The sequence below is a fragment of the Pseudomonas sp. SWI7 genome, from assembly GCF_006351945.1.
In the GTDB taxonomy this organism is placed as follows: Bacteria; Pseudomonadota; Gammaproteobacteria; order Pseudomonadales; family Pseudomonadaceae; genus Aquipseudomonas; species Aquipseudomonas fulva.
In genome coordinates this window covers 741,343-761,636 of sequence record NZ_CP040930.1, presented here as the reverse complement: position 1 = coordinate 761,636, position 20,294 = coordinate 741,343, and the positions used below count along the sequence as shown (strand labels likewise).

At 59.6% G+C, this 20,294-nt stretch carries 17 protein-coding genes; 11 read left to right on the top strand and 6 right to left on the bottom strand.

The features are described from left to right. Positions 1-2 precede the first annotated feature (2 nt). Positions 3-314 carry a DUF6124 family protein gene (locus FH041_RS03395; RefSeq protein WP_027916229.1) on the top strand — a complete coding sequence of 104 codons (312 nt, stop codon included), beginning with the start codon at positions 3-5 and terminating at the stop codon, positions 312-314. Between the two features lie 439 nt (positions 315-753). After that, positions 754-1,269, top strand: coding sequence for a DUF4880 domain-containing protein (locus FH041_RS03390; protein ID WP_027916230.1), 516 nt, complete (start codon positions 754-756; stop codon positions 1,267-1,269). A 37-nt stretch (positions 1,270-1,306) separates the two neighbouring features. Here FH041_RS03390 and FH041_RS03385 read toward each other — a convergent pair whose 3' ends face one another. From FH041_RS03385 to FH041_RS03370, 4 genes are all read right to left on the bottom strand, one after another. Continuing rightward, a complete protein-coding gene (locus tag FH041_RS03385; RefSeq protein WP_104926340.1) occupies positions 1,307-2,560 on the bottom strand; it encodes an OprD family porin in 1,254 nt (417 codons plus the stop codon). A 63-nt stretch (positions 2,561-2,623) separates the two neighbouring features. Next, positions 2,624-3,928 (bottom strand): CitMHS family transporter, encoded by a 1,305-nt coding sequence (locus tag FH041_RS03380; RefSeq protein ID WP_027916232.1) that lies wholly within the window; start codon positions 3,926-3,928, stop codon positions 2,624-2,626. A gap of 118 nt (positions 3,929-4,046) precedes the next feature. Further along, on the bottom strand, positions 4,047-5,366 hold the full coding sequence (gene dctA, locus FH041_RS03375; RefSeq protein ID WP_027916233.1) for a C4-dicarboxylate transporter DctA: 1,320 nt from the start codon (positions 5,364-5,366) through the stop codon (positions 4,047-4,049). Positions 5,367-5,438: 72 nt separating this feature from the next. Continuing rightward, complete coding sequence (locus tag FH041_RS03370) at positions 5,439-6,518, bottom strand: 4-oxalomesaconate tautomerase (protein ID WP_027916234.1); 1,080 nt, start codon at positions 6,516-6,518, stop codon at positions 5,439-5,441. Between the two features lie 147 nt (positions 6,519-6,665). Here FH041_RS03370 and FH041_RS03365 point away from each other — a divergent pair, with 147 nt between their 5' ends. The 4 genes from FH041_RS03365 to FH041_RS03350 all read left to right on the top strand — a co-directional run bounded on the left by FH041_RS03365 (position 6,666) and on the right by FH041_RS03350 (position 10,496). Continuing rightward, a complete protein-coding gene (locus tag FH041_RS03365; RefSeq protein WP_027916235.1) occupies positions 6,666-7,559 on the top strand; it encodes a LysR family transcriptional regulator in 894 nt (297 codons plus the stop codon). An 80-nt stretch (positions 7,560-7,639) separates the two neighbouring features. After that, positions 7,640-8,434, top strand: coding sequence for a substrate-binding domain-containing protein (locus FH041_RS03360; RefSeq protein ID WP_027916236.1), 795 nt, complete (start codon positions 7,640-7,642; stop codon positions 8,432-8,434). 98 nt (positions 8,435-8,532) lie between these two features. Next, positions 8,533-9,453: a glutaminase B gene (glsB, locus tag FH041_RS03355; RefSeq protein WP_023534785.1), complete on the top strand. Its 921-nt coding sequence runs from the start codon at positions 8,533-8,535 to the stop codon at positions 9,451-9,453. A 116-nt stretch (positions 9,454-9,569) separates the two neighbouring features. After that, positions 9,570-10,496 carry a methyltransferase domain-containing protein gene (locus FH041_RS03350; protein ID WP_140174178.1) on the top strand — a complete coding sequence of 309 codons (927 nt, stop codon included), beginning with the start codon at positions 9,570-9,572 and terminating at the stop codon, positions 10,494-10,496. A 280-nt stretch (positions 10,497-10,776) separates the two neighbouring features. Here FH041_RS03350 and FH041_RS03345 read toward each other — a convergent pair whose 3' ends face one another. Together FH041_RS03345 and FH041_RS03340 are read right to left on the bottom strand one after the other, a co-directional pair. Further along, positions 10,777-11,493 carry a hypothetical protein gene (locus FH041_RS03345; RefSeq protein ID WP_049695742.1) on the bottom strand — a complete coding sequence of 239 codons (717 nt, stop codon included), beginning with the start codon at positions 11,491-11,493 and terminating at the stop codon, positions 10,777-10,779. Between the two features lie 122 nt (positions 11,494-11,615). After that, a complete protein-coding gene (locus FH041_RS03340; RefSeq protein WP_231977275.1) occupies positions 11,616-12,851 on the bottom strand; it encodes a hypothetical protein in 1,236 nt (411 codons plus the stop codon). A gap of 181 nt (positions 12,852-13,032) precedes the next feature. Here FH041_RS03340 and FH041_RS03335 point away from each other — a divergent pair, with 181 nt between their 5' ends. From FH041_RS03335 to FH041_RS03315, 5 genes are read left to right on the top strand one after another with little or no spacing between them, the layout of a single operon-like run. Next, a complete protein-coding gene (locus FH041_RS03335; RefSeq protein WP_140174177.1) occupies positions 13,033-15,201 on the top strand; it encodes a type VI secretion system Vgr family protein in 2,169 nt (722 codons plus the stop codon). Next, complete coding sequence (locus tag FH041_RS03330; protein WP_373456137.1) at positions 15,171-16,121, top strand: DUF4123 domain-containing protein; 951 nt, start codon at positions 15,171-15,173, stop codon at positions 16,119-16,121. Before FH041_RS03335 ends, FH041_RS03330 begins: the two co-directional genes overlap by 31 nt. Next, on the top strand, positions 16,114-19,101 hold the full coding sequence (locus FH041_RS03325; RefSeq protein WP_140174176.1) for a T6SS effector BTH_I2691 family protein: 2,988 nt from the start codon (positions 16,114-16,116) through the stop codon (positions 19,099-19,101). Before FH041_RS03330 ends, FH041_RS03325 begins: the two co-directional genes overlap by 8 nt. Before the next feature lie 2 nt (positions 19,102-19,103). After that, positions 19,104-19,997: a DUF6708 domain-containing protein gene (locus FH041_RS03320; protein ID WP_125922167.1), complete on the top strand. Its 894-nt coding sequence runs from the start codon at positions 19,104-19,106 to the stop codon at positions 19,995-19,997. After that, positions 19,994-20,251: a PAAR domain-containing protein gene (locus FH041_RS03315; protein WP_088523579.1), complete on the top strand. Its 258-nt coding sequence runs from the start codon at positions 19,994-19,996 to the stop codon at positions 20,249-20,251. The genes FH041_RS03320 and FH041_RS03315 overlap by 4 nt, the downstream gene beginning before the upstream one ends. Positions 20,252-20,294: the final 43 nt, after the last annotated feature.

The following is a 20,294-nucleotide window of genomic DNA, read 5'->3' as shown; positions in this document are numbered from 1 at the left end:
CAATGAAACATCCGAAAAACGACGAAACAGATCTCGACAGCGAAGCCGCCCGCCGCGCGCTTGATTATTACCTGAACCCCAACCCGCCGCGTCCCACGCCCGAAAACAGGATCTGGACGCTTCACGAGGGCGTCACACGCGATCAAGCCCAGGAGCACGCCATCGCCCTGCTGCGCTGTGCGGCGGCAACCGCCCAGGAAACCGCCACCCACCAGCATGGTAGCCAGCGAGAACTGATGTTTGCGTTGATGCACATGATGGACATGGCTCGCGCGCTGCTGGAACACCAGCGCACGGCAGACCCCGCCGATTGAGGCAGGTAGTGGAGAATGCGAGGGGTCAAAGTTGGCGCATGGCGTGTGAAGCCAAGGCCCTGGTTTGGGGGACAAGGAAGCGCAGCGGTAGGTATTCTACCGTCATGTATAAAAAAATCATTTGACTGGCAAATGATAACGATTATTATTGCACTCAGCTGATCGCGAGATCCGCTGGATAACCCTGAGCTTAGGTCGCTCTAGGATTATCTCCTCATCAGGCTAATCACGGTTTTTGACCCAGCTTTTTGCTGGGTCTTTTTTTTGGCTCTTCAGGCTAATGAAGATCGTGATGGCGGCGATGGTAGCAAAAGTGTTTCCAAGGGTGAACGGCCATTACAAAAGTTTGCCGGTTCAGCACTTGAGAATCAATCTCGTTCAGCTTAAGCTCAGCGTCACGGATACTCTCCCAGATGCTCGCTTCAGCAAGGAACTGCTCATGACCCGCATGCTCTTGCGCCTCCCCACGCCCTTACCCAAGCACGCTGCCGATAGCGATGCTGCCCTGTTGCTCGCACTCAAGCGCCTGCCACGCGCTGTGCGCCAGGTGTTTCTGCTAAGCCGTCTCGATCAGTTGGCCCAGGCCAGGGTCGCCACACGTCTTGGCTTGCCGCTACGCAGTGTCGAGCGTCTCATGGTGCAGGCGTTGCTCGCCGTCCAGCCCCGCCCCGATGCCCCGACGCGCCAGGCAGCACAGTGGTATGTGCGTTTGCAGAGCCCGGACGTCACCGCATGCGAGCGTATCGACTTTCGTCGCTGGCTGGACGCCTCGCCCAACCACCTGCAGGCGTTCCACGCCACCGAGCTGTGCTGGCGCAGCTTGTACGAGCCTGCACTGGCCCTGGGCCGCGATGGCTGGTATCGCAAGGGTCGCGCTGCCCTGGCGCTGGGTGGTTGCTCCTTTGCTGCCGCGCTGGGCATGGCCGTATTGATCATGCTGGGGCTGTGGGCGTGAAACGGTTGCCAGCGCACGCGTCTTGATGCTCGCGACCTCACCACAGCGCGATATCGTACGTCAGGTACAGCCGATTGCTGTCACGGCCACGCGCAACGTCCGAGCGGTACACGTAGTTGCGCAGCTTAACGCCAAGCCCTTTGGCGGGGCCTGATTGCACGACATACGCAAGCTCTGCATCGCGCTCCCACTCGCTCAGACCCGCCGCGCCAGAACGGCCGTTATCGCCGCTCAGGTAGCGGGTCATGAAGGTCAACCCCGGCACCCCGGCCGCTGCGAAATTGTAGACATAGCTCGCCATCCAGGTCTTTTCATCTTCTTCGATGAACTTGCCAATGCCCACGTTGCTGAATGAATACACCGTCGCCCCGCTGATGTACGGCAGCCCCGCTTCGCCATTGAGCGCTTGATAACCTGCACCGAACGTGTGGCCGGAATGCGTGTAGGCGATTTGCCCGCTGAGCATGTCATTGTCGATCGGGCCACCGTAGGCCGCACCGGTGCTTTTGCTTTTGAAATAGCGCAGGTCCGTGGTCAGGACACCGCCAGCCAGCGCATGGTCGTGAATCACCCCGGCGAAGTCCTGACGATAGAAATGCTCGAGCTGACCGTGATAGTAGCTCAGGCGCAGCTGTTTGCTGACGGTGTAGTCGGCGCCGGCGAAGCTGAAGTCTCCGGCTTCGCCGCCACTGTAGCCGTCCAGGTACAGGCCGGTGCTGTTCGAAGAATCGCGCTGTTTGAAACGGGTCAGGTGCCCTGCCGTGAGGTTCAGGTTATCGATTGCGGCACTGGTGACCTGCGTACCCTGGTAGGTTTGCGGCATCAAGCGAGCATCGTTGTGCACCAGCACTGGGGTCTTGGGCAACAAGGTGCCATGCCTGACGACGTTCTGGCCAACACGCGCCTTGAAGGTACCGCCCGCACTGGCGAACGCGTCGGCGGCCCGGCCGTCGTCATGCACAGGCAACAGGCCCGTGCCACTGCGGCCACGCCCCGAATCCAGGCGCACGCCCAACAAGCCCAGTGCATCGAGCCCCACGCCGAGGGTACCGGGGGTGTAACCCGACTGATAATCGAGCAAGAAGCCCTGCGCCCACTCGGTACGCTCGCTCTTGGCGGTGGCTGCGGCGCGGGGGCTCATGCCCTGTTCGTCGCGAAAGTTTTCGTTGAAATAGACATTGCGCATTTGCAACTTGAGCTTGCTGTCATCGATGAAGCCAGTAGCGCCGGCCACAGGCAGGCAGCCGCAGAGCAGGCCACACGTGGCCCCTCGCACGAGGGTCAAGGACATGATCGGTACTCTATTGTTGTTTTTGGGGTGTCAGCGATGGCGGGCGCCTGACGCCCGCACCATTCAGACGAAGAACGACAACGCACCGGTCAACACCGCCAAGGCGGTGATGACCAGCGAAGTGAGCACTGCCCACTTCACCGTGGCCTTCTGGAAGTCGCCGATGTCCTTGTCCACCATGCCCACCAGCAGCAGGGTCGAGGCGACCAACGGGCTCATCAAGTGCACCGGCTGACCAAGCACCGAGGCGCGGGCGATTTCAACGGGGTCGATGCCATAGGCGGCGGCAGCATTGGCCAGGATCGGCACCACCCCGAAATAGTACGCATCGTTGGACAGCACGAAGGTAAGCGGCATGCTGGTCAGCGCCACCACCAGCGGGAACCAGTGGCTCCAGGCTTCCGGGATCCAGTCCACGAGGGTTTGCGCCAGGGCATCGACCATCTTGGTGCCCGAGAAGATGCCGGCGAAGATACCAGCGGCGAACACCAGCAGCACCACGGTCATGGCGTTGCCCGAATGGGCCAGGATGCGTTCTTTCTGCAGTTCCAGTTGCGGGTAGTTGATCATCAAGGCGGCAACGAAACCGATCATGAACAGGATCGCCGCGTGCATCAGGCCCAGCACCAGTGCGGTCATGACCACAATGACCAGCACCAGGTTCACGTAGGCCAGACGCGGACGCTTGTGGGGCGTGTCACCCAGGATTTCCTTGATGTAGCAATTGCCGCCGCCGGACTCCAGGGCCACGTTGCCGATGCGGCGTCGCTCGGCACGCCCGAGCAAGTAGGCGGTGAACACCACCCAGGCAGCCCCACCGATCACTGTGGGCAGCATGGGAATGAAGTAGTCGGTGGCATCGAGCCCAAGCGCTGCGATGGCACGGGTGGCAGGCCCGCCCCAGGGGCTCATGCCACTCATGATGCTCAACGACAGCATCGACACCGTTGCCAGGATCATCGGGTTCATGCCGATGCGCTTGTACAAGGGCAGCATGGCGGCGCAGGTGATCATGTAGGTGGTGGTACCGTCACCGTCCAGTGCCACTAGCAGCGACAGCAATGCAGTGCCAATGGCGATCTTGATGGGGTCGCCGTTGACGCGCTTGAGGATCTTACGGATCAGAGGGTCGAACAGGCCGGCATCGATCATCAAGCCGAAAAACAGGATGGCGAACAGCAGCAAGGCGGCCGACGGGGCCACCATTTTCAGCCCGTCGAGCATCATCTTGCCAAGGTCAGGCGCAAAGCCCCCCACCAGCGCGAAGACGATCGGTACGACCGTCAAGGCGACGATCGGGGACAGGCGTTTGCTCATGATCAGGTAGGTGAACGTCACCACCATGATCAAGCCCAGGAGTGCGAGCATGGCTTTTCTCTCTTGTTTTTATCCGGGTTGGGCCGCCGATGGCGCAGACGAGCCCCCTACCCGCGCGCGTTCCTGCACGCGGGTTGCTGCGTTTTGAGTTCAGGGTGTAGCGGACGTCTTAGCCGTGGTGGCCTGGCTTGGCGACCCAGGCGGCGTCGGGGCCTACCGTGGCCGGTGCCTGCTCGACCACAGGCTCGCCATTGAGGCGACTGAGCAGAACCTGCTTGTCACACGCATTCTCGGAAATCGACACCACCACGGTGGCCACGGCATTGCTGGCAAGGCTCGTGAGAGCGCGGGCTTCGGACATGAAGCGGTCGATACCGATCAGCAGGGCCAGGCCTGCCAGCGGAATGTCATGGACAACGGTCAGGGTCGAAGCCAAGGCCACGAAGCCGCTGCCGGTCACGCCCGCTGCGCCTTTTGACGACAGCAGCATGATCGCCAGCATGGTCACCACCTGGCCCAGGCTCAGGTCGATGTTGCAGGCCTGGGCAATGAACACGGCGGCCAAAGACAAGTAGATCGCCGTGCCGTCGAGGTTGAACGAGTAGCCGGTGGGCAGTACCAGGCCAACGACCCCCTTCTTGCAGCCAAGCTTTTCCAGCTTCTCCAGCATGCGCGGCAACACCGGTTCCGTGGAAGAAGTGCCCAGTACCACCAGGAACTCTTCGCGGAAATAGCGCAGCAGCTTCCACAGGCTGAAACCATGGGCGCGGCAGATGCCGCCCAGCACGACCAGCACGAAGAACGCACAGGCGATGTAGAGCGTGCCGATCAGCTTGGCGAGCGACCCCAGCGAGGTCACGCCGTACTGCCCGACCGTGAACGCCAGGGCCCCGAACGCACCGACCGGTGCGAAACGCATGAGGTAGCCGAAGATGCGGAACACCATGGTCGAGACCGCTTCCAGCACATCCAGCACCGGCTTGCCCTTCTCGCCCATGGACGACAGCGCGAACCCGCTGAGCACGGCGATGAACAGCACCGGCAGCACTTCACCCTTGTTGAACGCCCCCATGAAGGTGTCCGGGATGATGTGCATGAAGAAGTCCACCACGCCCAGCTTGGCGGCCGAGGCGGTGAACTGGGTCAACCCTTCGGTGCTCAGGGTGGCCGGGTCGATGTTCATGCCGACCCCTGGCTTGAACAGGTACACCGCGGCCAGGCCGATGATCAGGCTGACGATGGTCAGCCCCAGGAACAGCAGCAGTGTCTTGCTCATCAGGCGCCCGAGCGAGCGCTTGTCGGTCATGCCGGCTATACCGGTGACGATGGTGCAGAACACCACGGGCGCGATCATCATCTTGACCAGCTTGATGAAGGCATCGCCCAGAGGTTTGAGCGCAACGGCCTGTTGCGCCCAGAAGTGACCGACCACTACACCCAGCAGGACGGCGCAGAGGATCTGGAAGTACAGCGATTTGGCAAGTTTCATGAGGCATCACCCATTGTTCATATTGTGCGGATGCGCTTGTTGCAAGGTGCCGCGGTCAATCCATGCAGGTGGCTAGCCAGCCAACCTGCGCAAGGTAGGCGCGTAGACGAATCCTGAAAACAGCCGCCGGGCAGTACGTACCACCGAGGCTTGCAAGGTCTTGCCATCGGCGCCGCTGCGTGACAACGCGACGTCGATGCCACCGCTTGGATGCTCAAGGCGAACCTGGCTCAATTCCAGGGCGTGTTCACCCAGCAGATCCACAATGACGCTGCCAGGGCTGACACAGGCAGTGGCCAGCCCTACAGCACCCGTGATCGCCAGGGCACGGTGGCAATTGTGCGGCATGAAGTAGCGCACCTGGAGCGTGCCGTCGTAGCGCGGCTTGGACACCAGCACTGGCTTGGGTATCACCATGCCGCTGACATCGCCCAGGCCCATGGCCTTGCCGGCTTTGAGCCGCAGCGCTTCAAGGCGCTTGAGCAGAGGGCCGTTGGCGTCGAGCTCGTCGGGCGTTTCGGCGCCGGTCATGCCCAGGTCACTGGCCTGGATGACCATCATGGGCATGGCCATGTCGATACAGGTCATCGGCACGCCATCGATCACATCCTTGGCTTGCCCGGTAGGAAAGAGCTTGCCGGTCTTGCTGCCAACCGCATCGAGGAAGGTCAGGTGCACCGGCGCGGCGGTGCCCGGCACGCCATCGATGGCGGTACGCCCTTCATAGCGCACGATGCCACCTGGGGTTTCCACCAGCGAGTTGACGAAGGTGCCAGTGTTCAGGTTACGGATGCGCACCAAGGTCTTGCCTTCCTGGCCCTTGACCAGCCCCTGCTCGATGGCGAAGGGGCCGACCGCGCACAGCATGTTGCCGCAGTTGGGCGCAGTGTCCACGCGGCGCTGGGCGACCATCACCTGCACGAACAGGTAATCGACGTCGGCGTCGGCATGCAGCGACGGGCTGATGATCGCGACCTTGCTGGTCTGCGGGCTGCCGCCACCGATACCGTCGATTTCCAGCTCATGACCGGACCCCATCAGGTCGATGAGCAATTCATCGCGCTCGACCACATTGGCAGGCAAGTCCCACGCATGGAAAAACGGCCCCTTGGAGGTGCCGCCGCGCATGAGTACGCAAGGAATTCGTTGCATGATTTCGCACTCTTGTTGATCAATGGACATCATTGATGCCGTGAGCAAAAGAGTGACAGGGATGGATAAATCATTCCAATGCAAATATCGTAGTGATTATTCCGTTTCACAAAACAATAATAGGCATTTTTGGTGAGGAGGTGACTGGTGGAATATGAGCTTCAAGACATACGATCTTTCGTCAAAATCGCCGAACTTGGGAGCTTTCACGAGGCTGCCGAGGTATTACACCTGTCCCAACCGGCTCTGAGTCGACGGATCAAGAAGCTAGAAGAAGGTCTGGGCACGTCGCTGCTGGAGCGCACTACGCGCCGCGTCAGCCTGACCAGCGTGGGCCGTGATTTTCTGCCCAAGGCCAGGCGCTTGCTGGACGACTTCGAGGATTCGATTCTCAGTATCCGGGAGTTGGCCGAGCGTCAGACCGGGCAGGTGACGCTGGCCTGTATCCCGACTGCAGCGTTCTATTTCCTGCCGTCCGTGATCCGCGACTACAACGACCAATACCCCAAGATCCGCATTCGTCTGTTGGACCTGAGCGCCAATGATGGCCTGGAGGCCGTGCTGCGGGGTGAAGCCGATTTTGGCATCAACATGATGAGCGGCCAGCACCCGGACATCGAGTTCGTGTCGTTGGTGCAGGAGCACTTCGTGCTGGCCTGCCGGCGCGATCACCCTCTAGCGAACCGCGATGCGGTGACCTGGACCGAGCTTGCCGACTACCGTTTGATCGGCGTGGGTCGATTGAGCGGCAACCGCATGCTGCTCGACCACGCCCTGGCCGGGCTGAACCTGCGGCCGAAATGGTTCTACGAAGTGCAGCACCTGTCCACGTCGTTGGGCATGGTCGAGGCCGGCCTTGGCGTCTCGGCCATGCCTAGCCTGGCCATGCCCAGTGCAGACCACCCGACCCTGGTAAGCGTGCCGTTGATCGAGCCGGAGGTGACCCGCACCTTGGGTCTGGTCTACCGCCGCGGCGCCTCGCTGTCGCCGGCGGCAGAGAAGTTCGTGTCGATCCTGCTGGAGAAATGGCCGAACCGGTGAGCATGAAACATTCTTAACGCCGCTTAATTTAGCGCCGGGCCAGGCTGCCAATAAGCTGCCCGTTTTATCTGGAGTATCCCATGCTGAAAACGCTGTCCTGCACGGCACTGCTGGTCGCCACCTTTGCCTGCTCTGCCGCAGAACCCACCCATGACCAGGCCACCACGCTGACCGTGCTCAGCTCCGGCGGCATCATGGGTGCCATCCGCGGCGTTGCACCTGCCTATGAACACACCTACGGGGTAAAGCTGAACGTGCTTGCCGCGCCATCGATGGGCCAGACCCCGCAAGCCATCCCGAACCGGCTGAAACGTGGCGAGCCGGCCGATGTGGTGCTGATGGTGGGCTCGGCGTTGGACAAGCTGGTTGCCGACGGCAAGGCCGACCAGGCAAGCCGCATCGACCTGGGCAAGTCGTTCATCGCCATGGCCGTGCGCAAAGGCGAGCCCAAGCCGGCTATCGGCACGATGGGCGAGTTGCGTCAGGTGCTGCTGGATAGCCCTTCGGTCGCCTACTCCGACAGCGCCAGCGGGGTCTACCTGTCAAAGACCCTGTTCCCGAGCATGAACCTGGGCGAAGGCTTCGCCCACAAAGCCCATATGATCCCTGCCGAACCCGTCGGCAAGGTGGTCGCACGCGGTGAGGCAGCCATCGGGTTCCAGCAGCTGAGCGAGCTCAAGCCGGTGCCCGGCATCGACATCGTGGGGCTGATCCCGGCCGAGGGGCAAAAGATGACGATGTATTCGGGTGCGGTGGTTGCCAACAGCCAGCACCGGGCGGCGGCCCAGGCGCTGCTTGATTACATGGCCTCTGCCCAGGCGGACGCCGCTATCGAGAAAAGCGGCCTGACCCCACTGCCGCACTCGGCTCACTAAGCTTCGACGCTCGGCCAGGGCATGTGGGTAGAAGGCGTGCCCTGACGGCGTGCCGCAGCGTCTGAGACCCATCCTTCCTCCTTCCCAAGGCCGTCGCGATGCAAGACATGCTGCAAGAGATTCTCGACCAGGTGCGCCCACTGCTAAGCCAGGGTCAGGTCGCGCAATACATCCCTGCCCTGGCCCAGGTCGACCCTAACCAGCTTGGCATCGCAGTGCAGGGCCTTGATGGCCAGTTGCACTGCGCAGGCGATGCCTACACGCCCTTCTCTATTCAGAGCATTTCCAAGGTGTTCAGCCTGGTCCAGGCGATCAACCATAGCGGCGAAGACATCTGGTCGCGCTTGGGCTACGAGCCCTCGGGCCAGGCCTTCAACTCGCTGGTGCAGCTGGAGGTGGAAAAGGGTCGTCCGCGCAACCCGTTCATCAATGCCGGCGCACTGGTCATCTGCGACATCAACCAGTCACGCTTCGCCACCCCTGCCCTGTCGATGCGCGACTTCGTTCGCCGCCTGGCTGGCAACCCGCGCATCGTCAGCGACACGGTGGTGGCCGAGTCCGAATACCAGCACCGCGCGCGCAATGCCGCGATGGCCTGGCTGATGACTGCGTTTGGTAACTTTCATAACGACGTGGACGCCGTGCTGAGCAGCTACTTCCATCACTGCGCGCTGTCGATGAACTGCGTCGACGTGGCCCGGGGCTTTGCGTTTCTGGCCAACAGCGGCTATTGCCCCCACAGCGGTGAACACGTGCTCAGCGCACGTCAGGCCCAGCAGGTGAACGCGATCATGGCCACCAGCGGCCTGTACGACGAAGCCGGCAATTTCGCCTATCGCGTGGGCCTGCCGGGCAAGAGTGGCGTGGGCGGTGGCATCGTGGCAGTGGTCCCCGGGCGGTACAGCATCTGCGTCTGGTCGCCAGCGCTCAACGCTTCTGGCAATTCACTGGCAGGTATCCGTGCGTTGGAATTGCTGAGTGAGCGCATCACGGGGTCGGTTTTTTCGGCGGTGCCTTGAGGGTCATTCGTACACGTCGGAACCCTTGTCAGCTGTGCAAACACCTCGTTTACAGCCAAGTACGATCGTCCCAAGTAAAATCCTGATGCACACACAGGCCCTCAGGGAGAGCAGCCATGAGCATCAACAGCAAAAGACGACGTGACCTCAAGAAAGCCAAGAGACGGTCTGCTAGCGGCGGCGGCGGCGGCGGCAGTGGCCCGCAGCCGCAAGCCATCTACCAGCTGAACAGCTTTCGCAAAGCATACATCAAGAGCTGGGGCATCAACTCCGAAGGTCACTTGGCGCAGGGTCACTACACCTGGATGGCCGAACGCGTGAAGGGCTTCCCACGCACGCTGGAGATCGGGTGTGGCGTCGGCTATTCCACGCTGGCGCTGTTGCAACAGGGGCACACCGTCGTGTGCGTGGAAGAGAACCCCCAGTGCATTGCGGCGACGCGCAAGCGGCTCGCCGACGCGGGCTTCTGCGTCGAGGTCATTTCCAGGGAAACGCCGGTTAGCCTCGATGAGAACGCCTACCGGCTGATCTACAGCGAAATCGCAGAAGCACCCGAAGCGGACTGCGTGCTCATCGAGGGCGATGCCTTGAATGACCCCGCCCTCGAAGCATGGCTCGAACGTCAGCCCACGTTCGACGCCATCGCGTGCTGGTTGCTGGGTACCCATGATGCACGTGGACATAACGCCGCGGTCGATCTAGCACTGATGCCGACAGCCTATGAACATCGAATCTTCGTGCAGAACAGGGTTTACGAGATCGCCGATCGCATTCTTCGTTCTGGCGGCGTGCTGTCTGTAATTGACCGTGCTCAGACGCCGACCACACAGGATATGGTCGACAAAATACTGCAGCACCATCGCGAGCAGGCCAGCGTGACGTCACTGGTGGTACAACCTGTGGAACATACGCCGCACGTCGAGTCTGAGCAGCAAGGCGCCATGCGCATGATGACCACTCAGCCCCTCAGTGCTGCAATGGCATCTACGCCTGACGACCCGCCCATGATGTCGCTGTGCTCGACGACGTCCGTCAGGCCGTAAGCCAGGTGACTGCCCTGGTTTCTCAGCATTGACGTGATAGGCGGCTCGTACCCACGCTGGGGGTCAGGGCTGGATTGGTCTGCCTACCCAGAAATAGTGGTGCGAAAGAACTGGACCTGCGGCAGGCGCGCCCATGATTAGCATTCGGTTCAGTTCTTTCACACACGGCTGCAGTGCCAGAGGGAAAAGCGCCCTGCACAACTGGCAAAACTGACAGCTGTGCTGGGGTTTGAACATGCCTCTGCTCACCTATTCATCCAACCGGTATCGTTCAGCTTTATCAGGCCCGGCCACGCGGGATCCATGTATGCTGCTCAGCACACTGGACGCCAATCTGCAAATTGCGTTCATTGAGATAAGGCTCGCCCTGGCTATCAATCAAGTAAAAAACCTCATGCAAGTACTGATCTCCAGTGACGTCCTTGTAACAGCGGAATGCAGTGTTTGCAGGGAAGGTCTTACGAATCTCAGAGAACATCGTTGCGTTGCCGATCATCTGTTTGAACGCGGCCTCGTCCTCGAAGGTGACCACCTTGCGAAGCGTTACAAAGTTCTCGAAGTATTGCTGCATCGTCTGACCTGAACACGTGCCGTGCTTTTTCCATTCGTGCGCGAACATCCCGGCTGGATCGCTAGGCACCAACGCCCGCAAGTCGGCATTGTCAAGCACCTTATCCATGGCGTCTTCACTCATCGCGCATGCCTCACCTTCTGCGCAGGCCGGCGACCGAGTGCAGAACTGAGGATGGCGGTTGGTGTATTTACCAATACTCTCGCTGTAGGGCCAGACCCCGTGGGTTAAAAAGCGCTGAGGGGGTTGCTCGCAGCCAGCGGTCGTTGGTTTCATCTTGCAGAATGTCGGTTGCCAGGTCACGGAATACACCAGAAAGCGTGTAGGAGGTGCATCGGCGTAGGCTTGCTCGTTCGGATCCAGCGCCATGGCGGCGTTGATCCAGGCGAGCGGAAAAAGAAGCAGGCTTGCTTTCAGTAGGCGCATGAGTTCATTCCCTTGAATGTAAGCGCCGTCGGTGTGACGGCACCTCATCAGACGGGAATGGCGACACGAGGTCTACTGGCAAAACTATCAGGCTCCGTTCTTCCCCATGCGCACCAGCCCCATCAAGGCGTACTGAAGTCCACAATGTTATAGAAAAATTCGTGAGCCTCGCGCTGCCTGCTAACGTTCGGGTCCTTGACCCTGACACGATCGTCATCATGCACGACCAGCACATGATCGCGGTCGAGCACCTCGACGCCTTCTGGCTTGTGATTGAACGCAACTGCAGAGCCGTCCTTCTGTTTCACGGATTGGGGCTGACCTATCTGCTTACCCTCATAAGGCAGCACCCAGAGATAACCGCCGAGCTCGTCACTTTTTTCAAAACTGGTCACGGCGTAGAAACGGTCTTTGTTGTAGCGATCGAACTCAATGCCGGAGAGCCCCAGTTCCGGACGGGGTGAATGGGCTGGGCCCAGCTTTTTTGCCAACTCAGCTGCCGGGATACGCCAAACCACTTCAAGTTCGTCCCCCATGACGGCCTGTTGCTGGTCAATTCGAAAGGGTACGGACAATAACAAGAACGAGAAAACAGCGGCCTTGCTGTTCTCGCCATACTTGCGCACGCCTATCAGCAGGCGATCGTCTGGTGCCGTAGTCAGGGCTTCGATCTGGTAGTAAGGCGACCCTACGGCTTTACTGATGCGCTCACGCAAATCTCGCGAACTGGCAACATTTCCTCGTGTTGACTCATTGACGATTTTCGCCTCGGCAGGCGCGTCTGCAGGCCAATACAACAGTGTGTTGAGTGCATCTGCCCCGGGGTTTCCTGCCGTCCCCTCCTTGTTGAAGGCCGTGATGGCAATAACGTACTTACCGTCCAGCGTGGTCGTGAGCCCTTCATACTTGTCGGCTTGCTTGAGTGTTTGGCTATCCAGGTAACTCGGCGGTCCAGCCAGCCGGTTTTGAGCGTCCAGCCCGATTGTGAAAATGGCAGGGTCGCCAGGGTTGGGCATCTGCTTGTCGTTTGCCAGCACCACGCGCTCGCCCACTCGGGCGACGCCTGAGACCTCGCAATTCACCGTACTGCCTTTTTCATGACACGCCGCCAGATGCGTTTGCACAGATTGCGCAGGTGCGTTGATAGGCGCTGCGTGGAGGCTGGGCCAACAGGCTGTCGCTCCAGCAAACATGAACACCATGATTGATCTTTTCATTCGAACCTTCCTTGGCGAGGCCATTGCGTAAAGAAGGTAACGTACGTTGAGAACAGCCTGGGTGACACTGGCAATTTTGACAGGTACCTCGAGGCGCTTGTTGGCGCTCAGGTAATCGAAGTAAGCCGCAGCATCGAGCATGAGGGCCGGTCTGCAACGAAAATTCCTACGGAGAATCAGGAACTTCCTGCGAGGCGATAACAGCCCTTGTGAATATAAAATTTGGCATCTGGAACACTGTCCAGGCTTCAAATGAATACGCTGGCCGGCGACCTTGTGTTGGCGGTCCGTTCAAATCAAGGAAGGCGGACAAGGATCGCTTATGCCTCGCCAATCTGACCTGCGTTACAGCTTCCAACCCCTGGTTGGCGATGCAGAATTCGAAGTGGTGTCGTTCACACTCAAGGAAGGCATCAGTCAGCCATTCACCCTCGAACTGCAGCTGATCAGCTACGAACACGACGTCGACTTCGGCCATTTGCTCGACAAGCCGGTGCTGTTCACCCTCTGGAACGGCGCGCGTCCCGTGCGCTACGTGCACGGGTTGGTCAGCCGTTTCACCCAGGCTGAAAGCGGCTTCCACCGCACCTACTATCATGCGCTGGTCGAGCCACGCCTGGCCCGCGCCGGCCTGCGCTCGAACTGGCGTATCTTCCAACACAAGAACGTGCCGCAAATACTGGCGCTGATGCTCAAGCGCCAGGGCATCGACCCGTACGAAATCCACGCCAGCCTGGACCATCAGGTCCGCGAGTTCTGCGTCCAGGCCGGCGAGACGGACCTGGCGTTCATCGCACGCCTTTTAGCCGAAGAAGGCTTCGTCTATCGCTTCGCCCACAGTGAAAAACAGCACACGCTGATCATCACCGATCGGCTGCTGTCACTGGGGTTGATCAGCCATGGCGCCGTCACTGCCGACGAGGAAGACGAAGGCTTTCACGGGGACGATCAGCCCTTGGGCGCCCATACCATCCTGTACCACGCCAACAGCGGTGGGGACCAACCGGTTTTTTGCTTGCGCCGCTTGAACTACAGCGAACAGGTGCGCACGGCAAGCCAGGTTCAGCGTGACTACACCTTCACCAACCCGGCCTACCGCCAGGAACACAGGGCCACGGGCCCGTTCCTGGAGCACCAATCCAGGGACTACGAGTATTTCGACTATCCAGGGCGCTACAAGCGCGATGCCGTAGGTAAACCGTTCACGGAAAACCGGGTCATGGCGTTGCGTCACGATGTGCGGCTGGCGCACGTGCAAGGTGATGATGTGCGCCTGCAACCGGGCCTGAGCTTCACGCTGACCGGTCACCCCAGACGCGACCTCAATGCGCACTGGCGGGTGAACACGGTCACTCACCAGGGCAGCCAGCTCACCAGCCTGCAGGAAGAGGCGACCAATGCCGAGCAGAGCACGCGGTACGCGCTGAGCGCCGTCCTGGTCCCCGGCAGGATCGAATGGCGACCCTCGCCTCTGGCAAAACCGCGCATTGACGGCCCGCACATGGCTACCGTGGTCGGGCCGAAGGGCGAAGAGATCTATTGCGATGAGTGGGGGCGGGTCAAGGTCAGCTTTCCCTGGGATCGCGAGAGCGAGAACAACGAATTCAGCTCCTGCTGGGTGCGGGTGTCACAAGGCTGGGCCGGTGGCAGCTGGGGCTCGATGGCCATTCCGCGAATCGGCCAGGACGTGATCATCCAGTACGTCAACGGTGATCCTGACCAGCCGATGATCACCGGGCGCACGTACTGTGGCAATCAGCTGCCGCCCTACGACCTGCCTGAGCACAAGACCCGCATGACCATCAAGAGCCAGACCCACAAGGGTGACGGCTTCAATGAGCTGCGCTTCGAGGACGAACTGGGACGCCAGGAGGTGTTCATCCATGCCGAAAGGGATCAGAACAATGTGGTCAAGCACGATGAGACGACGACAATTGGCAACGACCGTAAGGAGCAGGTTGAGCACGACGAATCCATCCTGATCGGCAACCTTCGCGAAAAGACGATCGGCCATGACGAACGCGCGACGATTGGCAATGACGCCTTTCTGAAAATCGGCCGTAACCAGTCGATCACCGTTGCCAAGGACCGTGTTGAAACCATCGGCAATCATTGCCACCAACACATCACTGCCAATCATCACACTCGCATCGGCGGCAATCTGGAAGCGCACGTTCAAGGGCATGCCGAGCTGGAGGCTGGTGTTGAAATCCGTAGACGCACGCGTCTCTACGATCTGCGCTCATCGGAGACGGTGCTCATCCGGGGACCTGGCGGCTCCATCAGAATCGACGAACAGGGCATCACCCTGGACGGCTCAACCATCCACATCAATGGCCAACTCATCCAATCACCGGATGGCAACTCCAATCCCTTCTCCATCGCCAGCGGCTTTGTCAGCGGCAAACCGCTCGAGCGCCTGTGTGGGCGCCTCGCAGACGGCACATGCCCCCTGCCCGACTGCCGCTGCCTCAAGAGGCCGGGCCAGTGAGCACCGTGCCCGTGCAAGATCACGATAACGGCAATGTCGCCTACGACTGCCGGTTCTTACTGCTCATGACCAATACGCTCGAGGGCTGGGCGTATCGACCGGTGCCCCGTGACGGCGGATGGGTGCCCGCTTATGCCCCGTCGATAATCGACCTGATCAAAGACATCAGCCACGTTGCCCCACACGCCTGGCTCTGGAAGCGCAGCGCGCTGGATGAGCGGTATGACTTTGGCCCACTGCTGCTAGATACCTCAGAAGCAGAAGCGCTGCGTACTCATGCCATCGAGACCTGGATGCCCATTGATGGCGCCATCGCGTTGGACGCTGACGTCGACCTTGATGTACTCAATGCCCACCTCACCAGCCTGGTGCACGTGACGCTTGCCGATCAGGGTACCGCCATCTTCGAGTTCAGACCGGATCAGCTCTCGGCGTGGCTGAATGCGCTGAGCGAACGCAACCGCGAGCAATGGCTGGGGCCCATTTCCAGGCTGGCATGGCGAACCAACTGGGGTCCAGCCCATCAATGGCAGGTGCTCGAGCGCCGTCCAACAGCTGCGCGTTTTCTCACTGCGCCCGCATTGACCCTCGGCCCAGATGAACTGGAGCGACTGCAGGCCGGCCTGCACGAACACTTTGTCCTTTCACTGGCTCACGAGGTACTGGCCACGCCGGCCTACACCAACCGCACATTGGCCGAAATCCATCGCTGGATAGAAACCCTTCTGCCGCAACTCAAGGCGCTCAATTTCCGTGATGAGGACGTTGCCGGCCAATTCATTCGCATGACAGCCAAGCACATGTCCATCATCAGCAGCGGCCAGGCCGGGGATATCTACACCAACCTCGAAGAGTCACCTCAAGCACGACTTCGGCAACTTCAAGCGCTGATCGACAGCAAGGAAACACGCCATGACTGATGCCTCGGTCAGCAGTCCCACTGCCGGCCCCGCCTGCCGCGCGCGGGTGCCCATTGTGCCGGTACGTTACGCGGTCGTTCCCCGCCCTGCCGGTACGCCCCCTTGCCTCTATCACGACGCAGGTTTCACGCTGGAGCAGCGCCTGCCCCCGCTACGGCATTGTGCCTACACGCTTCGAGCCCTGCGCCCGGGTTACGTCTATGTGTTCATGAAAGGCCCCTTGGGCGAAATGCTGGTCATCCATGAATACGATGGAGAGGGCAACTACAGAGAGTTGCGCCATCGGGGGCTGGACAATTACCACCGACGCGATCGTTATCTCTCCGGCCAGACCATGGCTTGGGTATGGGCAGATACCTGCCAGGAATCAGCCAAGGAAGTCTGGATCGGTTACAGCCCCCACTTGTGGACCAACGCCACCACCGCGCGTATGTGCGCTTCGCCTGCCCTGCGCAAACGGCACATGCGCCTGCTGGACATGGCCGAACTGGTGGCGGGCAATCAGGCCCCCTCCTCCCAGCCGCACATCCTGCCCGTCAGCGCCTTGCAGCACTGGGTCGAAGATTTCAAGCCCGCCAACCGGCGCATGCCCCTGACCTGGAGCAGCCACCCCGTCACCGCGACCTTGCCGGTCGGGAGGCTCAGCGCAGTGGCTCGGCACTACCCGTGGTCGCAGCCGAAAGTACCGGTAGTGGTAGCGCTCGCTGACGCCGAGGGCGTGGCCTTGGATCTGGGCCTGTCGGTCTCGGCCTACCAGCATCAACTGCGCGATCTGATGCCCACCGAGCAACTGGAACACACAAAGCCCGCGCAGAGCCCCGAACAACAGCAGTTGCCGTCCTGCTTCAAGCTGGACGTGGAGCACGTGAGCCCAAGGAGCCGCGACTTTCACCACCGCAACCTGGTGGCCATGTTGCTGAACAAGACGCTGGAGAGCCTTTATCCGGTGGGTGCGCCTTCCCCGGAGCTGGCCGGTACCCGGTTGAGACCGACCCGCGACAATCCAGCCCATTCCCCCGCAGTTGTACGCTACCTGGCCCTCACCCACGAACGCTACTCCGAAAATGGGGCACGTCTGGGCCTGCGCATCGATACCCGAAAATACCTGCAATTCCTCGATGAGCGTGATGCGCTGGAGCAGCGCATGGCACACCTGCGTGACCTTGCCCTGCAAGCCAGCCACGATCACGACGCCTGGCTGGCCACTGCTGAGCCAGGGCATCTCGATGACCCTTACAGCCTGGCTGCCGCTTTGGCCTGCTACGACCGGGACGATCTGACGTCCGCCCGTGGACTGGAAATCGTCCTGGCGCTGTTGATTCACCCCATGGGCCAACCCACACCCGGTACCGAGGACCAAGACCCGCGGTTCAGGCGCCTGGAGCAGTGGCTCGATAGGCACGATAGCCCACTGTACACCGCCGTCACCCCATTTAACCCGTTCAAGGACAAAGCCGATGCGGTCGGCAGCCTGTTGGGCGCCGCCGACAACGTGATCGAAGGCCTGGCCGGCCGCTTCCCGGCGAGCGCCGGCATCACCGAACTCACCGCACAAACTGTCACAACCGTGGTGCTCAAGCGCCTGCGTGGCAATACGCGCTGGGACGCCAGCAAGGGCTTGCGTCAGCAAGTGCTGGCAGCGGCGCGTGAGGCCAATGCCGAGAAGGCACTGGGGTTGCTGGCGGCGCGATATCAGATCACCGATAAGATCATTCGTGATAACCCGTTCAGCAAAGCCGTTGAACAGTACTTGAACAAAGGCATGGCTCAAGTTGAGGAGATCAAGCAACTGCGCATCTCAGGCAGCCGCACGATAGCGATCGAGTTGACCACCAGGGCGCATCTAAAACCCAACATTATTGGCTTGCTCACGTCGGGCAGTGGCGGCGTGTTGAACGCGGGGATGTTGTGGTTCAACGTGATTTCACTGAAAGCCGCTTATAGCAGCTTGCAGAAGAATGCTGCGCCGGAAGACGCGCTGGGGTTTGCGTCGTCGATATTTGGAGTGATGGGGGCGGCTGCAGCGACGGTGGTCAGCGCTCGGGCGATGCAGAAGGCGGTGATGCTGAGATTGATGCCGACGGTGCCTGGGATGGCTTTTGGGAACAGCTTGATAAAATTCTTGGGCAGTAATCTTTTCGCGCGATTAGTTGGTTATCCTGCAATAGTCTCGGGGATAGTCTCAGACAGTCTCAAGATAGCGCGCCAAATTTCAAATGGCAGCTTAACGGCAGCCGGATATACAGCTGCTGCAGCGACCAATACGGCAATCGGATCCATTATAGTTTTAGAGGCTGGACTTGCGGTTGCGGGAGCTACGTCTCTGATACCTTTCGCTGGGTGGGGCGCAGCTGCACTTGTGCTTGCGGGTATAGCCATCATTGCTGGAGGCGTCTATCTACATTCAAAAGCATATGCGCAGCTCCATAGCCCGATTGAGCTATGGGCAGCCCGCAGCATCTTTGGCAACCGAATCAATGATGGAGAAATTCGGCCTGATATAGTCTTGGATAACGAAAAAAAACTTCCTAACTTCACGACGTTATTGGCGGAAATTGCGGCGTGGCACAATGAACATTACGCACCTAAAGCTATATCAAATGAACAAGCCTTGAAACTCGGCATAGCCAACCTTGACACTAAATGGCACAACAACCTTCAATCAGTAACTGTAAATCCAATTACCACCAATACCAACGCAAGCCTAATTGGAAGGATAGCAGAATTCACAATTTATTTACCGGGCTTTTTAGTAGGAAGCAGCGAATGGTCGGCGACCTTGAGCTCCACCCGCAATGATTTAGGAGTAGAGGTGCCTGCAATAAATCCAGTTGTTTACCTAGTCAAAAGCGGCTTGATACTGAATTTCAAACATTCGGCAGCAAATCAGAAACGCATTTCACTTCGTCTAGCCTATCGCGTCAATGGAGAATTGATGAAAGATATTGAACTCAACTCAACCTTCTATCTCGAGCCCTGACCATGGCAACCTTGTGGATATTTCAACCCAACTCAAAATCCGGCTATCAATCAGCTATAAACGGACAACTTTTAAGTAAGTCTGAGCGTGTATTGTCGCTACGCAACCCATGGGTGACGGACTCTGTCTTCATGGGAAAACTTTATTGCGCAATGACAATTATGGTAACGACCGGCTTTTACCCACCTCTATTCTCCGCTTTAAGCTGGAGTGACTTCAGATCTGAACCCTTATTAGTTTTCGGGATAGCGCTTATTCCCTTCATTTTCCTCCCATTTCTTTGCTATAGAGTATGGTTTATCAAAGGCTTATCAAGTATTTACTTTAATCGCTCCACAAAAAAAATATATTACAAACGCTTGAGCAAGACTTTAGTTTTTGACTGGCACAACACGGGCGGGGGCGTTTTCCAACGCACCGAATTTGGCGGCTCGTCTTTCAGCACCAGCTACGCACTTGCCTTCGCCCCCCGCCGCGCAGACGGCAGCCTCCATCAGAAAGATTGCCTGTGGGTCGACAGCAATGAACCAACCGACCCAGACATCAAGCACGTCGCAGAAGTGTGGGAATACCTGCGCCACTTCATGGACTACGGCCCAGACAAACTACCGCCACCCGGCGAGGCGAACTGGTGGCACCGACCACTGCATGCTATCTGCCTGACCCCGGCAGAGGCCTGGCGTCATTACGCGCCTTGGCGAACTGGGGAGCCCGGGGAACTACAAGGCAAGAAAAACTGGCAGCTGCCGTTCTGGGCCGTGCTGTTCCCCTACAACCTCACGGTCGCTCTCTGCTGGTGTGGCGTCTGCTGGTTGTTCAACGTCCGGGCTGCGCCGCCACCGCCGGAGGCGTTCGAGCAAGCCCCTCCACAGCCAGATAAAAGGAGACCCAATTGAGATCCATCGTCCTTATCGGCCATGCCCATGACTGCCCACTGCATGGAGCCGGCACGGTAGAAACTGGTGCAAGCGCGACATTCGTGAATGGCAAGGCCGTTGCGCGGGTGGGCGACCGCATCAGTTGCGGGGCCATTATCGAGACCGGCGCAAACTGCACGCTCATCGAAGGCCAACCTGCTGCCAGAGCGGGCGACACTACCAGTCACGGTGGGACGTTGGTCGAGGGGTATCCCGGTTGGCTTATTGACTAACTGTAAAAAGCGGACATTAGGCTAGCCGACTCTGCGCTTGGCC

Coding starts and splice junctions, on each gene's coding strand:
- FH041_RS03395 (WP_027916229.1), top strand. CDS start 3: ATGAAACATCCGAAAAACGACGAAACAGATCTCGACAGCGAAGCCGCC.
- FH041_RS03390 (WP_027916230.1), top strand. CDS start 754: ATGACCCGCATGCTCTTGCGCCTCCCCACGCCCTTACCCAAGCACGCT.
- FH041_RS03385 (WP_104926340.1), bottom strand. CDS start 2,560: ATGTCCTTGACCCTCGTGCGAGGGGCCACGTGTGGCCTGCTCTGCGGC.
- FH041_RS03380 (WP_027916232.1), bottom strand. CDS start 3,928: ATGCTCGCACTCCTGGGCTTGATCATGGTGGTGACGTTCACCTACCTG.
- dctA (WP_027916233.1), bottom strand. CDS start 5,366: ATGAAACTTGCCAAATCGCTGTACTTCCAGATCCTCTGCGCCGTCCTG.
- FH041_RS03370 (WP_027916234.1), bottom strand. CDS start 6,518: ATGCAACGAATTCCTTGCGTACTCATGCGCGGCGGCACCTCCAAGGGG.
- FH041_RS03360 (WP_027916236.1), top strand. CDS start 7,640: ATGCTGAAAACGCTGTCCTGCACGGCACTGCTGGTCGCCACCTTTGCC.
- glsB (WP_023534785.1), top strand. CDS start 8,533: ATGCAAGACATGCTGCAAGAGATTCTCGACCAGGTGCGCCCACTGCTA.
- FH041_RS03350 (WP_140174178.1), top strand. CDS start 9,570: ATGAGCATCAACAGCAAAAGACGACGTGACCTCAAGAAAGCCAAGAGA.
- FH041_RS03345 (WP_049695742.1), bottom strand. CDS start 11,493: ATGCGCCTACTGAAAGCAAGCCTGCTTCTTTTTCCGCTCGCCTGGATC.
- FH041_RS03340 (WP_231977275.1), bottom strand. CDS start 12,851: ATGCTCGATGCTGCGGCTTACTTCGATTACCTGAGCGCCAACAAGCGC.
- FH041_RS03335 (WP_140174177.1), top strand. CDS start 13,033: ATGCCTCGCCAATCTGACCTGCGTTACAGCTTCCAACCCCTGGTTGGC.
- FH041_RS03325 (WP_140174176.1), top strand. CDS start 16,114: ATGACTGATGCCTCGGTCAGCAGTCCCACTGCCGGCCCCGCCTGCCGC.
- FH041_RS03320 (WP_125922167.1), top strand. CDS start 19,104: ATGGCAACCTTGTGGATATTTCAACCCAACTCAAAATCCGGCTATCAA.